The following is a 17,226-nucleotide window of genomic DNA, read 5'->3' on the forward strand; positions in this document are numbered from 1 at the left end:
GCTATGAATGGCTCTGTTTTTAAAAAAATTCATCCTGGAAATGAGTACCTGGATAAAGACCCGACTGGGGAAAAGCTGATTTAACACAGGGTACACGGAGTTACACAGGGTGACGCAGGGTTTATTCAAAACAATTCTTTTGGCAGGTTTAGTGCGAATCTACCAGGGTCATGAATAAATGCATTACCATCCTTTCTCTGCATGATGGCATGTCCTGTGAAACCCTCTTTTAAAACCCTGCCTGTCCTGAGCTTGTCGAAGGGTGGAGCAGCCTTCCATGGGCTGCACTGTGATGAGTCAGCTTTTGATCTTAGGGATTGCGTCGCATATTATCGCCTCACAATGACAGGCGGAAGATAAAGGTACACGTTAGCCGGATGAACCTAAAAAAACATTTGAAACCCTTGATATGGAGGATTACAGGCAATGAGCATGACCGATTTTCTCTTTTCTTCGGAATCCGTGACCGAAGGACATCCCGATAAAATATCCGACCAAATATCCGATGCCATCCTTGATGAAATCATAAAGGAGGATGTCGGATGCAGGGTGGCATGCGAAACCCTGGTTACTACCGGTCTGGTATTCGTAGCCGGTGAGATAACAACCTCCACCTACGTTGAGATCCCGGAAATCGCCAGGGGGGTGATCAGGGATGTAGGATACAACAGCTCGCAGATGGGTTTCGACTGGGAATCGTGCAGCGTGCTCACCTCCATCCATCATCAATCGCCGGACATAGCCATGGGAGTTGATCCCGGTGGTGCCGGTGATCAGGGTCTCATGTTCGGCTACGCCTGCAATGAAACACCGGGTCTGATGCCGATGCCCATCGTATTTGCTCACCAGCTTACCAGACGGCTGACCGATTGCCGGAAGGAAGGGATTCTCGATTTCCTGAGGCCCGACGGAAAATCCCAGGTAACCATCGAGTACAAAGGGTATCAGCCTGTTCGCATTGATGCTGTGGTTCTGTCCTCCCAACACCACCCCGACATTGAGCAAAAGGTGTTGAGGGAGGGGATTATTGAGGAAGTCGCCCGAAAGGTTCTTCCGTCGGAAATGCTGGATGATCGGACCAAATTTTTGGTGAATCCCACAGGCAGGTTTGTCATGGGCGGGCCGATGGGGGATACGGGACTTACAGGGCGGAAGATTATCGTCGATACCTACGGTGGCCAGGGCAGTCACGGAGGAGGGTGCTTTTCGGGGAAAGATCCATCCAAGGTAGATCGATCCGCATCCTACATGGCCAGGTATATTGCCAAAAACGTGGTAGCCGCGGGTCTGGCCGAAAGGTGTGAGGTTCAGCTTGCTTACGCAATCGGGGTTCCCGATCCCGTTTCGGTCATGATCAATTCATTCCAGACAGCGAAGATCTCCCCGGACAGAATCGCAAAAATTATCAGAGATATCTTCCCCCTGAGACCCAGGAAGATAATCGAAGCGCTGGATCTCCTTCGGCCGATCTACCGGAATACAGCTGCCTATGGACATTTTGGGCGTGATGACCCGGAATTTACCTGGGAGAAGACCGACAAGGTTGAGGAACTCCGGTCCGCCGCGGGTCTGTAATCATTGACAATGTCGTAAAAAGTCCACAGGAGGAACCATGGAATACGATATCAAGGACATCAACCTGGCCGACAAGGGAAAACTTCGTATCGAGTGGGCCGCCCAGAGTATGCCGGTTCTGGCCCGGATAGAAGAGCGGTTCCGCCTGGAAATGCCCCTCAAGGGCTATCGGCTTATCGCGTGCCTTCACGTGACAACCGAGACGGCCCAATTGATGAGGACTCTAAAGGCCGGGGGTGCTCAGATTGCTCTGTGCGCTTCCAATCCGCTCAGCACCCAGGACGACGTGGCCGCTTCCCTGGTAAGGGATGACAACATTTCTGTTTTTGCCATAAAAGGTGAGGACAACGACACCTATTATAGCCATATCCAGTCGGCCCTGAAGATTGGACCTCAGTTGACTATGGATGACGGGGCCGATGTCGTCTCGGTCCTTCATTCCCAAAGATCGGATCTGTTGGATGGTGTGATCGGAGGGACGGAGGAGACGACCACGGGCGTAATCCGGCTGAAGAGTATGGCCGGTGAGGGAGTGCTTCGCTACCCGATAATCGCGGTTAACGATGCCGATACCAAGCATCTTTTCGACAATCGCTATGGCACCGGACAGAGCACCATCGACGGAATTATTAGAGCCACCAACCGGTTGATCGCCGGAAGCGTTTTTGTCGTTGTCGGTTACGGTTGGTGCGGAAGAGGGCTGGCCATGCGCGCCAACGGAATGGGTGCGCGGGTGGTGGTTACCGAAGTGAACGCCGTCAGGGCGCTGGAGGCGGCCATGGACGGATTTTCGGTCATGCCCATGGAGAGGGCTGCTCCTTCAGGGGATTTCTTCTGTACGGTTACCGGAGATATCCATGTTATCAGAAAAGAACATTTCCGGGCCATGAAGGATGGAGCTATCGTGGCCAACTCCGGTCACTTCAATGTTGAGCTTGATCTCGACGGCCTGGCGGAAATGGCGGTTGGACGACGCGGCATCCGGGAATTTGTCGAGGAATTCACCCTGGAAGACGGCAGGAAGGTGAATATTCTCGGGGAAGGGCGCCTCATAAATCTGGCCGCCGCCGAAGGTCATCCCTCCAGCGTAATGGACATGAGTTTTGCCAACCAGGCTCTGTCGGCTGAACACATTGTCAGGAAAGCCGGATCCCTGGAAAAAAGGGTATACAGGGTTCCTGAGGAGATCGACCATGAGATTGCGCGGCTGAAATTACAGGCTATCGGAGTTGAGATCGATACCCTGACTGAGGAACAGGTCCTGTATCTGAACTCGTGGAATATGGGGACGTGATAAAACGCCGTCTTGGCGACTCCATTGCTGCCTGTTTACCGGGGGCGGAATCACGTCAGCCGCGGCGATGGTTTTATCAGGATCGCGGCCACGGCTACCACGGAGAAAATAATGTTGGCTCCCCATGCAGCCAAGGCGGCGGGGATAATACCCGAGTTCCCGAGGGACAAAAAAAGGGAATAGACCGACCAGTAGGCAAGGGCGACCACGATTCCCAGTCCCATACCCAGGGGAATACCTCCCCTGACTGGAACCCGAAAACCTACGGGGAGGGCCAGCAGTGCGAAGATAAAGGGGAGAAAGGCGGTTGCCGCCTTGTTGTAGAGCCGCACCTCGAATCGACTGTACGGCACTCCGGATTTACGGAGGTTATTCACATACTTTCTCATCTCCTTCCGGTTCATCTCATCGGGGGTCCTGCGGATTCCGAAAAATTCGTCCGGGCTGATTTTGATAGGTGCTTTGATCCACCCCGGGTCGGTGGTCCGGATGAGGGCTCCGTTTGAAAAAGTCCGTACAATCCCACGTTCCATGACCCACGCTCCATTTTCCCAGCGGGCTTGGGGAGCATCAACCCTTTTTACGAGAGTCTTGAGCCCTTTGCCGGAGAATTCCAGAACAGTCGGTTCAAGAAGAAGGTCCCCCTCCTCAAGGACACTCCCGATATGAATGACCCTCTTGCCTTCCAGGAGCCAGATCTGGCTGATGCCGATAATTCTGGAAACATTTTTTCTGTTGGACCTCAGGATGTTCTTGCTGGCCTTTATGGATGACGGAGCCAGCGTTTCCCCCCAATAAAAGCCGATGGCGCATATTGCCAGCGCTGCGCCAAGCAGTGGAGCGCCAATGCGAAGGCTTCCGAAACCCGAACAGAATATTGCGGTAAGCTCTTTTGTTTTCTTCATCCCCGTAAGCACCATGAGTGTGGCGAGCAGCGCTGCCAGCGGAGCCATCTGATAGGAGATTGAGGGGAGCTTTAGAAGAAAGTGGAGGGCAAGCTTGAAGGGAGGAACGTTCTTTTCCAAAAGGCCCCAAACCCGGAAGGCGATTTCACTGGACAGATAGACGGAGCTGAGAACGGCAAGAGTGGGCAGGAAGAACACGAACCAGTTTTTGATAAGATACCGGTCGATGCGGGTCATGATCCAACCATTTGCCGGTTTTTTGAACCGCGAAAATACTGGCTGACAAGGAAGGGACAAAAACTGGCGAGGGCGATAATGGATAAAACGGCGTCGGGCAGCCATGCCGCAAATGCCGGCGAAAAAATTCCCCCCCCCGCCAACTTGGTGCTGAAGGCAAAGAGGAAGAAGCTGATGCCGAAGAGAATTATGGATGCCAGAAAAGCCGCTGGTTTTCCATAATTCCGGGAGGATACAGCCAGGGGGAAGATTATGAAAGGAAAGATCATGATAACTGCGGGCAGTGAGATCCGCCTGTTAATGGTCATTACCAGGTCCCGTGTTTCCACCGTTTTCCCTTTTGATTTCAGCTCCGGCAGTTTTTCGCGTAATTGTCCCAGGGTAAGACTGGCATAGATCTGCTCTTTATTCAGATCTTCCGCGGATCCGTGTTTTTCAATTCGTGTGGTAAGGTTGTCGAAAGCGGCGGATGTGTACCCTGGTTCAGGTGCGCTGACCGGCTGAATCGTGCCTTGATGAAGACGGAGCTTAATGTCCCCTCCAGGCACCGAGGGGATCTCGATAAAGCCGGATTTCGCCAGAATCAGGTCTCCCCTGCCTTTTGCCCAGTTTTGAACCATCAATATATGGCCCATCTTTCCTGATGCAGGATCGAAATCATCCACCAGGAGGACGGTACCTGGTATACCCTTGAAAAACGCTCCTGGTTTTAATTCGCTTAATACTCTTTGCCTTGCCATTTCCAGCAAACTGCCGTTATAGGCTCTGAAACTTATGGGTGAGATATAGATGGAGAGGCTTAACAGGACAATAAATATGCACGAGGCGGTAATGATAAAAGGAACGAAGATGGAAAGCGGAGAGATCCCGGCATAATAGATTGAGGTTAATTCCTGATCCTGCTTCATCTGTCCGATGGTAACGATCATTGCCATGAGAAATGCCAGTGGGAGGCTGTAGGTCAGCATTTCCGGTAAGAGAAGGGAAAAGGTCGTCATGAACTGGCTGAAGCTGGTCATCTGTGGAGCGATCTCATTGACCTGCCTGGAGGCCTGGTCCATCAGAAAAAGAGCCGTGAAGATACCGGCTCCAACGGAGAAATGGGAGATGAATTTAAGCAGGATGTATTTTTGGATCTTAAACGCCATCGAGTGAAAGCCCCGCACTGTCTTGGAGTTGAATTTACACAGCTATAACATGGAATGGGGGGAAGTTTGAAGGCGCAGGTATGGGGGCATATCAGTCCAGGGTCCAGAGTCCAGGGTCCAGAGTCCAGAGTCCAGAGGGAAAGGGCATCCGTGGGGACGCGGTGTTGAGGTTCTTGAACCCTTGAACCTCTTTCCACCATCCTGTCACGCCAAAGCCTTTGGGAGAAGGCGGAAGCTCGTAGAGCGAAGGTGGATGAAACTTGACCTTCCCATGCCGGAATGGTAGTTTTCAATTGCTTGGATTTGCACGATTTTTCAGCAGGGAATAACGTTCCTGTTAATGGGAAACGTTATATTGCCAAGGGGAATTTTCATAATAAAATACCACCGGCTGAGCCTGTAGTATTTTGTGAGGTCATCGTTAATGGGCGACAGGTTGGTTCTTTTTCGCATTGGTCAGACCCTTTTTTCCGTTCCCTTTGAAGCTGTTGATGAGATTGTCGGCAGTGAGCGGGTGACCGACAGGGAGGCTCTTCCCGACAATGTACTATCCGGCGAGAATGATAGCGACCAATGGGTGTATGCCAGGGGGGACTGGTTTCCGCTGCATACCCTTGTTCCCGGGTTGGATCTTTCGGAAAGGACGCAGGTGGTCGTTTTGAGGTACAACGGGCAAGGCAGGGCCTTTTCTGTGGACCAGGTGATGGGGATTGAAGCTCTTCCGCTTCTGCAACCCATTCCCGAACCTGTTGTCCGTTGCACCGACTTTCCTCTCTCCGGGTTTCGCATCTGGAAAAGGAAGATCGTTTTCGACCTTGACCTTTCCAGACTGATTTAATATTCATGGAGCCGGGAGGACCTTCATGACGGACAGTCGTCTGATTTTCTTCCATGTGGGTGATTGTAGTTTTGCCGTGCCCCTCAATGAGGTCCGAGAGATCGTTGTCGCTGTAGCCGTAACGCCGGTCCCGGGTTCCAGACCGCCTCTGGAAGGGGTGATGATTTACCAGGGAGAAGGGGTCTTGCCCGTGTTTTCCCTTCTAAGCGCTCTGGGCAGAGCTTCCGAAACGGCCGGCGGCCTTGTTGTAGTTTCTGAACTGGGCGGGGTATTTATCGGGTTCAGGGTCGAGGGAATTGGGGGAGTTGTCAAAAGACTGGAGGGAGACCGCCTGGATAAGTACCAGGATGAATTGAAAGGACGGCCGGGCGCTATTGAAGGGACTTTTGAATCCGGGGGTCGGTCCCTGATCGTTCTTAGCCTTTCTGGTGTATTTCAGGAAGTGCTGCGTTGAATGTTGATGGACTTGCAAAGAGTCCATCAACGCGCCCATTGAAGGGCGCTCAAATCGAAGATTTGTGAGGAAAGTGAAAATGACATTTTTCGCTTTCCGTGGAGCAAAAAGCCATGAATGGACTTTTTACGACCCTATCAATGTTGATGGACTTGCAAAGAGTTCATCAACGCGCCCATTGAAGGGCGCTCAAATCGAAGATTTGTAAGGAAAGTGAAAATGACACTTTTCGCTTTCCGTGGAGCAAAAAGCCATGAATGGACTTTTTGCGACCCTATCAATGATAGTAGCCTCGAAAAGGTCACTGTTGCGAATTTCACTTGGAGGGGGAGGAGCCCCTTATAATTCTCCCTGACTGGGCCAGGGAGGGAGGACCGCGGATGAAAAAGATCCTGGTAGCTGATGACAGCGTCACTATTCAGAAGGTTATCGCCCTTACCTTTGCCGACGAACCCGTCGAGGTCCAGTCCGTTGGTTCCGGATCGGATGCCTTGGATAAAATGAAGGAATGGAGGCCTGATATTGTCCTGGCGGACGTCATCATGCCGCGGGTAAACGGGTACGAACTTTGCCGGGCCGTCAAGGAAGATGAATCCACCAGGGACATCCCTGTACTTCTTCTGGCAGGAACCTTTGAGGCCTTCGATGAGGAGGAGGCAAAGGGCGCCGGGGCCGATGACTTCATCACTAAACCGTTCGAGTCGATGGAACTCATCGAAAAGGTCAACGGGCTGTTGGAAAAAGGTACCCCGCCGCCCCCGGAACCTCATGCGCATCCTGAAGTCCCGCCGCCCCCGGAATCTCATGCGCATCCTGAAGTCCCGCCGCCTCCGGAATCTCATGCGTATCCTGAAGTCCCGCCGGATGCCATCCCGGAGCCCCCCTCGCCGTCCTTTGGGGATGTCCAGGTGAAAGCCCCTCAGGTCCCTGTTGCGGAGCCTACTTTTGAACCCATTCAGGGTGTCGCCGGCATGGATGCCGCCATGGCGACCGCCCCCCCTGGAGGAGGGGCAACTCCAGAACCGGATATCTGGGATATTCTCAGCGAAGCCGATGAGATGAAGCCCGTTGAGGTGCAGGAACCGGCGGAGGTGGAGACGGACTCCCCATCCATCGGACCGCTGGAGGGTTCCGGCGTTGTGGATTTTGGGAGTTTCGACGTCGGGCTTGACAGGGCGGAGGAAACCCGGGAAACCGGGATGACTACAGCTCCAGATGAAATCCCGCCGCCCATCGAAGACGCGGTCCCGCCAACCGGAATGCCGTTGGATGCTGACGGCGGAAGTAAGATAGAACAACGGGAAAGGAACTTTTTCGGACTCGAGACCGAAAGAACGGAGCCGGAGTTCCTGGATATTTTGGGAGAGGCGGTCGAGGAAATCACCTTCGATGTTGAGGAACCCGCCCCGCTTGATGTCCAGGAGCCGGCCTCGCTTGATGTCCAGGAACCGACTCCGTTTGATGTCCAGGAGCCCATTTCACAGGATGTCAGGGAAGAAGAAACGGGATTCTCCGTTCCGGAACCCATGCTGGATGAGATTCATGAGACGGTAGAGGCTGCTATATCCCAGATTGATGATGTCAAGCTCGAGTCAATCATAAGGGAGGTTGTGGAAAAGAGAGTTGAGAAGATCGCATGGGAGGTTGTGCCGGAGCTCTCAGAGATTCTGATTAAGGAAGCTATCGAGAAAATCAAGGGCGGCGGAGCCTGATCCAACCTGTCGTTGTGTATAAGGAGGGCTTTCGGGGAACCGTAAGCCCTCCTTCTGTATGGCTGCAACACCATAAGGCTGCCGACGCTCATTGTCTCCGATTGCGGGAACATTTTTTGGTTCATCCGGTTAATGCGTACCTTATTGTTTTGCTGTCATTGCGAGGAGCATCGAGGGAGACGAGAATGACGCGGCAATCCCGGGCGGAGCTGAAAAGGTCAAGAGCTGGTTTACCACGGTGCAGCCCCTCGCAGGCTGCTCCACAGGGTTTTAAAAGAGGGTTTAACCAGCCTTCGCGTAAAGCTTCAGCTTGACAGGCAGAGGAGATCTAACCATAAGGTCCCGGTTTTAAACTTCGCGAAACCTCGTTAACTTGTTCTTGACCTGTGCAAAAACAGAAACAAAGTTGTTTCACCGCAAGATACGCCAAGTTGCACCAAAAGAACTGTTTTGAATAAACCCTATGTTACCCTGTGAAACTCTGTGCACCCTGTGTTAAGTTAGCTTTTTACAAAATCCGGTCATCCTTCAGGTACCCATTTCCAGGATGAACCTGTAATGTTAAAGCGTGAGGCCGCAGTATTATATCAGGAGCGATGATCCATGAATGACAACATGGAAAAATATTTCAACCCGGCGGAAGCGGAAAAGCGCTGGTATGCCACCTGGATGGAGAGAGGATACTTTCATGCCGATGAGAACTCCTCCCTTCCCCCCTTCAGCATTGTGATTCCCCCTCCAAACGTAACAGGTTCTCTCCACATGGGACATGCGTTGAACAACACCCTCCAGGATATTCTTGTCCGTTATCGAAGGATGGCCGGGTTCGAGGTCCTTTGGATGCCGGGGACCGACCACGCCGGTATTGCTACACAGAACGTTGTTGAGAAACAGCTGGCTATCGAAGGGATCGACAGACACACCCTTGGGTGCGAGCGTTTTGTGGAAAGGGTTTGGGAGTGGAGGAAGATGTATGGCGGGGTTATCCTTGAACAGCTAAGGCGGTTGGGTGCGTCATGTGACTGGGAAAGGGAACGCTTCACCATGGACAATGGCCTTTCAAGGGCTGTCAGGGAGGTATTTGTCCGACTCTACAAAGAGAATTACATATACCAGGGCGATTATATAATAAACTGGTGTCCCAGGTGCCAAACGGCTATTTCAGACCTGGAGGTTGAATACAAAACCGTAAGGGGGCATCTCTACCATATCCGATATCCTGCTTCAGATGGGCGCGGGGACGTGATGGTTGCCACCACCAGGCCGGAGACCATGTTGGGAGATACCGCCGTCGCCGTTCATCCGGAGGACACACGTTACAGCAGTTCAGCCGGTCGATTTTTCCGTCTTCCCCTGACATCGAGGGAGATTCCCCTGATCACCGACGCCTACTGCGACATGGAGTTTGGCACCGGCGCCGTAAAGGTGACCCCTGCCCACGATCCCAACGATTTTGACATCGGGGAACGGCATGATCTTCCCGGTATTACGGTAATTTCACTTGATGGAACAATGACGCATGAGGCCGGTGAGCGTTATGAGGGTTTGGACCGATACGAGTGCCGAAAGAAGGTCGTCAATGATCTAAAAGAGGGCGGATACCTGGCAAGGGTCGACGAACATGAGCACTCGGTTGGACAATGTTACCGGTGCCAGACGGTCATTGAGCCGATCATCTCCAGGCAATGGTTTGTAAAAATGAAGGATCTGGCAAAACCGGCAATGGAAGCCGTGGAAGATGGCCGCATCAGGATCTATCCGGAAAACTGGGAGAAAACGTATTTCGAGTGGATGAACAACATCAGGGATTGGTGCATATCCAGACAGATCTGGTGGGGACACCGGATTCCGGTTTGGACCTGTCCGGAGTGCGACGAGATCATGGTTGAGGTTGAGGACCCGACGGTTTGCACTGCCTGCGGGTCCAGGGATATCCAACAGGCGGAGGATGTTCTGGATACCTGGTTCTCGTCGGCGCTTTGGCCCTTCTCAACCATGGGATGGCCGGAAGAAACGCAGACGCTGAAAAAATTCTATCCCACAAGCTGTCTGGTCACCGGCTTTGATATCCTCTTTTTCTGGGTAGCCAGAATGACCATGATGGGAATAAAATTCATGGATGATGTTCCCTTCAGGGAGGTCTATATACATGCTCTCGTCCGGGATGGGGAGGGGCATAAGATGAGCAAATCCAGGGGAAACGTTATAGATCCTCTTGTGATGATCGATAAGTACGGCGCCGACGCCTTCCGTTATACCCTTACCGCATTCGCTGCTATGGGAAGGGATATCAAATTGGCCGAGGACAGGATTGAGGGCTACAGACACTTCATCAACAAGATCTGGAACGCGTCCGGCCTTGTCCTGCGATATATCGGTGGTTTCAAGGAGGAGCAGATCCTGAATCCGCCTCCGCCGAACGGTCAGCACAATAGATGGATACTGAGCAGGCTGTCCCAGGTGATAATTTCGGTGACGGATGCCCTGGATACCTATCGGTTCAATGAGGCGGCCAATCTCATATATCAGTTTTTCTGGCACGAGTTCTGTGATTGGTACCTGGAGTTAGCCAAACCGTCTTTCTATGGCGAGTACGGTGGGTCGGGCCGCCGGGAGACGTCGTTGACGGCCGCTCACGTCCTGGAGGCCGTTTTGAGGCTCATGCACCCTGTTATCCCGTTCATAACCGAGGAGATCTGGCAGAGGCTGCCCATGGGTGGGGAGAGCATCATGTTGGCGCCATTCCCAGAGGCCAGGGAGAGCGACAGGAATCCGGAAGTGGAGGAAGTGTCGGCTATCGTAATGGATGTTACCAGCGCCATTCGGAACCTGAGGGCACAACTGGGGGTTCAGCCGTCCCAACGGGTTCCGGCAACCGTACTTTGCCATGATGCAATAATTGCCGCGGTGCTTCGCGGCAATGTGACCGACATTGTGAGGCTGGCTGCACTCGAGAGCCTTGAAATTCTTGAGGATGGCGAAAAACCGGATGATGTTTCCATTACCATTGTCCGGGGGCAGGAAGTGTACATCAGGCCTGATACCCGGGTGGATGTGGAAGCCGAGATGCTTCGCCTTGGCCGCGCCCTTCAGAAGGCCGCCGCGGAACTGGAAAAGGTTGAAAGGAAGCTGAAAAATCCGCAGTTCATTCGGAAGGCACCGGGCGAGGTTGTTGAGAAGAACCGGAATATCAGGGATGAATTGAACCTCCAGATCCTTAAACTGAAACAGAATATGGAGCGGTTGGATGCGTGAACTTCCCACCGCCGTCCACCGGCTGATTGATCTGGCGCTGGATGAAGATCTGGGCCCGGGTGATGTAACCAGCGCAGCCCTGATCGGCGCCTGCAATGGGGAGGCGATAATAGAAGCGAGGGAAGAAACCGTCGTGTGCGGCATGGGTGTGGCGGAATCCGTTTTCAGAAGGATCGATCCAGCCATCCATTTCAACAGCCTTGCCGTGGAGGGCGAGACCGCAGTGGGGGGAGATATACTGGCTGAACTCACGGGGCCCGTTTCCTCCCTGTTGGCCGGGGAACGTACCGCTCTTAACTTTATCCAGAGGATGTGTGGGGTGGCAAGCCTCTCACGGCAATACGCTGAAAGGGCAAAAAGCAAAGCCGTCGTTCTAGACAGCAGAAAGACCATTCCCGGATGGCGATGGCTCGACAAGCTCGCCGTTCGGACCGGAGGCTGCCGGAACCATCGTATGGGGCTTTTTGACGGTATCCTGATCAAGGATAACCATATCACGGCCTGTGGTGGAATCCGCGAGGCGGTGACGAAGGCTCTTCTTAAAGCCCCTCCCGGCCTGACCGTCGAGGTTGAGGTGGATTCACTTGCTGGGGTAAAAGAGGCACTTACGGCGGGAGCGGGAATCATCATGCTCGACAACTTCACCCCTGACCAGGTTGCCGCCGCCATCCCCGTTGCGGCAGGCAAGGCGCTTATCGAGGTCTCCGGCGGTATCACCCTGGAAGACATGGATGGGTATATTCAAAGCGGAAAAGTGGACTACATTTCCGTGGGAGCCCTGACCCATTCGGCAGTTTCAAAGGACATCAGTATGGAGATAACGATGACTTCGTAAGAAGTCATCGACGCGCCCACTAGATGGATTTACGACCCTATCAGATAATGAAGGCTCGGTGAACCTGGTGATGGACCTGCGCCGATACGATACTGTTCCCTCCACAAGCGATCTGCTCAAGACCATGGCGAACGAGGGAGCCGCCGAATGGACTGCCGTCATGTCCAGTTCCCAGACAAGAGGAAGAGGGCGTTTCGGGCGACATTGGCATTCCCCCCCCGGCAACATTTACCTCTCTGTCCTCCTGCGTCCCTCCATCCTTCCCATTGAGCTTCCAAGATTATCCCTTATAGCCGCGCTGGCGGTTTTTGAAACCGTCCACAGGGAAGGGACTCCACTGAAGCTGAAGTGGCCCAACGATATTCTCTTCGATGGCCGGAAACTCGCCGGGGTGCTTCTTGAGGCAAAAACCCAAGGGGAAAACGTGGAATATGTCGTGGTTGGAATAGGCATCAATCTAAAAGCGCCGGAGGGGAGCCTGCCCGAAGATCTGGTGGGGAAAACCGCTTCCCTGGAGGAACTGGGCGGGTGCCTGGACGTGGGACGCATTATTGAGGGGCTGGAAATGAACCTTCGACGGTACAGTATTTCCTATCGCGGCACCAGTTGGGAGGATGTGCGGACCAGGTGGCGGGAATACGCTGACTGGGACCGGGAATATTCCGCCATGAGCGCCGGTCGTCGATATGTGGGTCGCCCCGTAAATCTTAATCCGGATGGGTCCCTTCTTTTCGCAGCTTCCGACGGCCCTGTTACCTTAACCTCCGGGGAACTTGTTGAGGTGGGAGATCGCCGCCCTGGTCATCAGAAGACGATGAGGTGAATATGAAGAAAGACCTGCTTCTTTGTATTGATGTCGGTAATACCCAGACCATCCTTGGAACATTCAGTGGTCTTAAGGTCACTTCCAGGTGGAGAATTCGGTCGGACCGTGGAAGGACCGCCGATGAGTACGGTCACCTCATAAAAGATCTCCTCCGGAGCGCAGATCTGGACATGGGCTCCCTGAAGGGGATTGCCATATCCTGTGTAGTTCCACCCGCCCGCCAGGCCCTTGTGGAGATGTCGAAGTCCGGTTTTGGAATCGATCCCATTGTCATAGGCCCGGGGATCAAGACCGGCATGTCCATCCTCTATGATAATCCAAAGGAGGTCGGCGCAGACAGGATCGCCAACACGGTCGCTGCATACGAACATTTCAAACGGGCATTGATAGTCATCGACTTCGGTACCGCCATAACTTTCGATGTCGTATCCGGTAACGGGGATTATCTGGGCGGGGTGATCTTCCCCGGAATACAGATCTCCCTGGATGCGCTCTTTCTCAATGCGTCAAAACTCCCCAGAGTGGAACTGGAATATCCCCCCTGTGTTATCGGGAGAGATACCATAAGCAGCATTCAATCCGGAATTGTATACGGATATGCCGGGCTTGTGGATTCCCTCGTACGAAAGATAGAAAAGGAGATGGTGGAGACACCTTATGTCGTGGCAACCGGGGGCATGACGCCCGTGTTGGCCGGCGAGTCTCAAACAATTCAGGAAATTCTCCCCGACCTGACCCTGGAGGGGCTCAGGATTCTCTACGATCGGAATTGCTGACCGAAGGGGAAGCCATGCCCCGCTTGGTAAAATGGCTCGAAGAGACTTTTTGCCGGGTTCTCAACTCAAATGCTGCCGGGGTCTCTTTGACCTTGACGCTATTTTCCACAGGATGATACTTATATATGTTTGAACCATGTGTAGAGAAATTCCGGGGATAGCGGCCTACAACGGAATTGTCGAAACTGACGGAGGTGTCAACGGATGAAACAGGTTCAGGTGGACAGGATCAGAAACATCGCAATCATCGCCCACGGCAGCGCAGGTAAGACCGCTTTGGCGGAGGCCATTTTATATAATGCCGGGGCCACGAGCCGCCTTGGGAAGATCAATGAAGGCAACACTATGATGGATTTTCTGCCTGAGGAGATTTCCCGAAAGATCAGCACCAGTTCAGCCACAGCCTCCATACAGTGGGATGGTTGTCAGGTTAACCTCATCGATACCCCCGGATATCAGGATTTTATTGTCGATACCCTGTATGCCCTCATGGTTTGCGATGGCGCACTGCTTATTCTAAGCGCCATCTCGGGCGTCAAGGTCCAAACCGAGAGGCTATGGAAAATCGCCAGAGAAAATGGTGTTCCCTGCGTCGCGTTCGTTAACAAGATGGACCGGGAGAGGGCGGACTTCAAAAAAGCTTTCGGTGATGTCAATACGGTCCTCAATGCGAATCCTGTTCCCGTCCAGGTCCCCATAGGGTCGGAGGCGGATTTCAAAGGGGTTGTCGACCTGATCCGTATGAGGGCATTCATCTACAAAATGGATGGAAGCGGTGAATTCGAGGAAAAGGACATCCCGGCGGAGATGGCCGACGAGGTTAACGAATACAGGGAGAAACTCGTCGAGTCCGCCGCGGAAGGGGAAGATGCGCTGGTTGAGAAATACCTGGATACGGGAGAGCTGTCAGACGAGGAGATAATCCGCGGCCTGAGGGCCGGTGTTATCGCGGGCCAGGTTATCCCGGTGTTCTGCGGCTCAGCGTCCCTGAATATCGGGGCCCGGAAACTTTTGGACAACCTCGTTGCGCTTTTGCCCTCCCCGGTTGATCGCGGGCCGGTTGCGGGCGTTGATGCCGACGGGGTTGAAACATCAAGGAACCCTTCCGTGGACGACCCTTTTGCCGCATACGTTTACAAGACGTTCGCCGACCCATATGCCGGTAAACTGACCCTGTTTAAGGTGGTTTCCGGGTCCCTTAAAGCGGATTCCGCGTTTTTCAACGCTACCCGGGAGGCCAAGGAGAGGTGTGGTAACATCTTCCAACTCCAGGGCAAGAAACAGACACCCGTTCTCGAATTATCCGCTGGACAGCTGGGCGCTGTTGCCAAGCTCAAGGAGACCCGTACAGGGGATACCCTCTGCATGGAAAGCGATCCATTCATACTTCCCCCCCCCAAGGTGCCCGAACCGGCGCTTTCCTACGCCATAGTCCCCAAGACCAAGGGAGACGAGGAGAAGGTCAGCTCAGCCATTGCTCGACTTTTGGATGAGGACCCGTCCCTTCGGGTGTCGAGGGATAACGAAACCAAAGAAAATATCCTTTCCGGCATGGGGCAGCTCCACATTGAGGTAACTGTCGGGAGGATGAAGGAGAAATTTGGGGTGGAGGTGGAGATGAAAATCCCCAAAGTTCCTTACAGGGAAACCATCAAGGGTAAGAGCAAACTCCAGAGCCGCTATAAAAAGCAGTCGGGAGGGCGGGGACAGTATGGGGATGTCTGGCTCGAGATTGAGCCTCTTACGGACGGATCAGGGTTTGAATTCGTTGACAAGATCGTCGGCGGCGTTGTGCCGAGACAGTATATTCCGGCTGTCGAAAAAGGGGTCCGTGATGCCATGGCTGAGGGTGTCCTGGCGGGCTATCCTGTAACAAATGTCAGGGTATCCCTCTACGACGGGTCTTTCCATTCTGTGGATTCCTCGGAGATGGCGTTCAAGATCGCCGCGTCGATGGGATTTAAAAAGGGTTTCATGGAGGCAAGACCCATTCTCCTGGAACCCATCGTCGACCTCGAGGTCTCTGTGCAGGACGATTATATGGGATCCGTTATCGGGGACCTTAACTCCAGGAGGGGAAAAGTTGTCGGGGTGGAACCCCAGTCGGGAAGCCAGTTGGTGAGAGCCCAGGTACCGATGGCGGAAGTTCTGACCTACGCTCCCGATTTGAGGTCCATGACTGAGGGGAGGGCCTCCTTCAGCCAGACCTTTTCACATTATGAGGAAGTCCCGGCGCATCTGGCGTCGGGAATTATCGAAAAAGCCAACGAGAAAAAGGAAAAGGATTGAGCTATGGACGATGATTTTGATCTCTTTCCAAAGAGGGACAACCTGGACCCGTTTTCTTTTGGACAGAAGGAAAATGGCCCGAAAGAAGAGGAAAAACCGGAGGAACCCACCGATCTTGTTTTTGGCAGGAAAGAGGAGGACGCTGCCGACAGCCTTCCGGATCTGGATGTGGACAAGATCCTGACCGAGCCGTATTCATCCGACCGGGAACCCGAACCTCCCATGGCCGGGCCCATACCCGATGAACAGTCAGGAATAGGTATCCCTCCGGCCGAAGACGACCTGGGATCTGGTGGAGGAGCCGGCCCGGGAAAGCGCAAGCCCTCCCCGTTTGTTCTCATTGGGGGCGCACTTGTAATTATTGTGCTCATCCTGTGGGTAGCCCTGAACTATCTTCACCAGAGCAAGAGAACAGCTTCCAGGGTTCGGGCGCCTGCGGTTAACAGCGTCACCGTCAAGATGAAAAAACTCCCCCAAAATACCGCTCCTCGGGCAACGCCTCCCGTTCCCAAACAGGTTCCTGTACCGGCTCCGGAACCGTCAAAAGCGCCCGTTCTCAAGCCGGCCCCCGTACCAGCGCCAAAATCAGCTCAGGCACCCGCGATTAAACCTGTTACAACACCATCACCGCAAAACACCATGGCGGTTGTCGAAAGGGTGGAGGGAAAATATTCCGTCCAGGTTGGGGCCTGCATCCTTAGATCGAGCGTGAAAGAGCTCGAAAAAAAGCTGGCCGCCGCCGGCTACGATCCGCTCTACAAAAAAGGATCCACACAGGCGATGATGCATTTTCTGACGGTAGGTCCCTTTGCCAGTTCCAGCGAAGCCAAAAGAGTCCTTTCCGATCTCAAACAGGCGAAGATTGAGGCCAACCTTTCGAGGGTTTCCGGAGGAGGAACAGTTATAAACGCCGGAAGTTACCTGCTCGAAGGAAATGCCCGGATGATAATGACACGCATACAGAAAATGGGGTACAGGGTAAGATTGACCAAAAGGGAAACCACGCTTCCCATGACCTTTGTCAGGGTTGGAAAATTCCAGACAAGGCTGGAGGCGGCCAGCTTTAGCGATGAACTCAAGGG

The 17,226-nt window shown here is 53.4% G+C and carries 13 protein-coding genes; 11 read left to right on the plus strand and 2 right to left on the minus strand.

The genetic code is table 11. The features are described 5' to 3' along the window. The first annotated feature begins 426 nt into the window (after positions 1-426). Together GXP52_08975 and GXP52_08980 are read left to right on the plus strand one after the other, a co-directional pair. Positions 427-1,575, plus strand: coding sequence for a methionine adenosyltransferase (locus GXP52_08975; GenBank protein NOY87419.1), 1,149 nt, complete (start codon positions 427-429; stop codon positions 1,573-1,575). Positions 1,576-1,612: 37 nt separating this feature from the next. Further along, complete coding sequence (locus GXP52_08980) at positions 1,613-2,869, plus strand: adenosylhomocysteinase (protein ID NOY87420.1); 1,257 nt, start codon at positions 1,613-1,615, stop codon at positions 2,867-2,869. Positions 2,870-2,919: 50 nt separating this feature from the next. Here GXP52_08980 and GXP52_08985 read toward each other — a convergent pair whose 3' ends face one another. Together GXP52_08985 and GXP52_08990 are read right to left on the minus strand one after the other, a co-directional pair. Then, positions 2,920-4,011: a YjgP/YjgQ family permease gene (locus GXP52_08985; protein NOY87421.1), complete on the minus strand. Its 1,092-nt coding sequence runs from the start codon at positions 4,009-4,011 to the stop codon at positions 2,920-2,922. After that, positions 4,008-5,159, minus strand: a complete 1,152-nt coding sequence (locus GXP52_08990; protein NOY87422.1) for a YjgP/YjgQ family permease — start codon at positions 5,157-5,159, stop codon at positions 4,008-4,010. Before GXP52_08990 ends, GXP52_08985 begins: the two co-directional genes overlap by 4 nt. Before the next feature lie 424 nt (positions 5,160-5,583). Between GXP52_08990 and GXP52_08995 the strand changes: the two genes are divergently transcribed. The 9 genes from GXP52_08995 to GXP52_09035 all read left to right on the plus strand — a co-directional run. After that, complete coding sequence (locus GXP52_08995; GenBank protein ID NOY87423.1) at positions 5,584-5,997, plus strand: chemotaxis protein CheW; 414 nt, start codon at positions 5,584-5,586, stop codon at positions 5,995-5,997. 25 nt (positions 5,998-6,022) lie between these two features. Beyond that, entirely contained in the window at positions 6,023-6,451 is a 429-nt protein-coding gene (locus GXP52_09000; protein ID NOY87424.1) for a chemotaxis protein CheW, read from the plus strand. Between the two features lie 380 nt (positions 6,452-6,831). Continuing rightward, positions 6,832-8,163, plus strand: a complete 1,332-nt coding sequence (locus GXP52_09005) for a response regulator (GenBank protein ID NOY87425.1) — start codon at positions 6,832-6,834, stop codon at positions 8,161-8,163. 603 nt (positions 8,164-8,766) lie between these two features. Continuing rightward, entirely contained in the window at positions 8,767-11,418 is a 2,652-nt protein-coding gene (locus GXP52_09010; GenBank protein ID NOY87426.1) for a valine--tRNA ligase, read from the plus strand. Next, positions 11,411-12,253 (plus strand): carboxylating nicotinate-nucleotide diphosphorylase, encoded by an 843-nt coding sequence (gene nadC, locus GXP52_09015; protein ID NOY87427.1) that lies wholly within the window; start codon positions 11,411-11,413, stop codon positions 12,251-12,253. Before GXP52_09010 ends, nadC begins: the two co-directional genes overlap by 8 nt. 58 nt (positions 12,254-12,311) lie before the next feature. Further along, complete coding sequence (locus tag GXP52_09020) at positions 12,312-13,076, plus strand: biotin--[acetyl-CoA-carboxylase] ligase (protein ID NOY87428.1); 765 nt, start codon at positions 12,312-12,314, stop codon at positions 13,074-13,076. Positions 13,077-13,090: 14 nt separating this feature from the next. Beyond that, positions 13,091-13,855 carry a type III pantothenate kinase gene (locus GXP52_09025; protein ID NOY87429.1) on the plus strand — a complete coding sequence of 255 codons (765 nt, stop codon included), beginning with the start codon at positions 13,091-13,093 and terminating at the stop codon, positions 13,853-13,855. A 204-nt stretch (positions 13,856-14,059) separates the two neighbouring features. Then, complete coding sequence (fusA, locus tag GXP52_09030) at positions 14,060-16,144, plus strand: elongation factor G (protein NOY87430.1); 2,085 nt, start codon at positions 14,060-14,062, stop codon at positions 16,142-16,144. A gap of 3 nt (positions 16,145-16,147) precedes the next feature. After that, the coding region (locus tag GXP52_09035; GenBank protein ID NOY87431.1) for a hypothetical protein at positions 16,148-17,226 on the plus strand (1,079 nt) is incomplete at its 3' end.

The organism is Deltaproteobacteria bacterium (genome assembly GCA_013151915.1).
Taxonomy (GTDB): Bacteria; BMS3Abin14; BMS3Abin14; order BMS3Abin14; family BMS3Abin14; genus BMS3ABIN14.

Bases quoted from the DNA above. Each gene is read 5' to 3' on its own strand.
- GXP52_08975 (NOY87419.1), top strand. From the start codon at position 427: ATGAGCATGACCGATTTTCTCTTTTCTTCGGAATCCGTGACCGAAGGA.
- GXP52_08980 (NOY87420.1), top strand. From the start codon at position 1,613: ATGGAATACGATATCAAGGACATCAACCTGGCCGACAAGGGAAAACTT.
- GXP52_08985 (NOY87421.1), bottom strand. From the start codon at position 4,011: ATGACCCGCATCGACCGGTATCTTATCAAAAACTGGTTCGTGTTCTTC.
- GXP52_08990 (NOY87422.1), bottom strand. From the start codon at position 5,159: ATGGCGTTTAAGATCCAAAAATACATCCTGCTTAAATTCATCTCCCAT.
- GXP52_08995 (NOY87423.1), top strand. From the start codon at position 5,584: ATGGGCGACAGGTTGGTTCTTTTTCGCATTGGTCAGACCCTTTTTTCC.
- GXP52_09000 (NOY87424.1), top strand. From the start codon at position 6,023: ATGACGGACAGTCGTCTGATTTTCTTCCATGTGGGTGATTGTAGTTTT.
- GXP52_09005 (NOY87425.1), top strand. From the start codon at position 6,832: ATGAAAAAGATCCTGGTAGCTGATGACAGCGTCACTATTCAGAAGGTT.
- GXP52_09010 (NOY87426.1), top strand. From the start codon at position 8,767: ATGAATGACAACATGGAAAAATATTTCAACCCGGCGGAAGCGGAAAAG.
- nadC (NOY87427.1), top strand. From the start codon at position 11,411: ATGCGTGAACTTCCCACCGCCGTCCACCGGCTGATTGATCTGGCGCTG.
- fusA (NOY87430.1), top strand. From the start codon at position 14,060: ATGAAACAGGTTCAGGTGGACAGGATCAGAAACATCGCAATCATCGCC.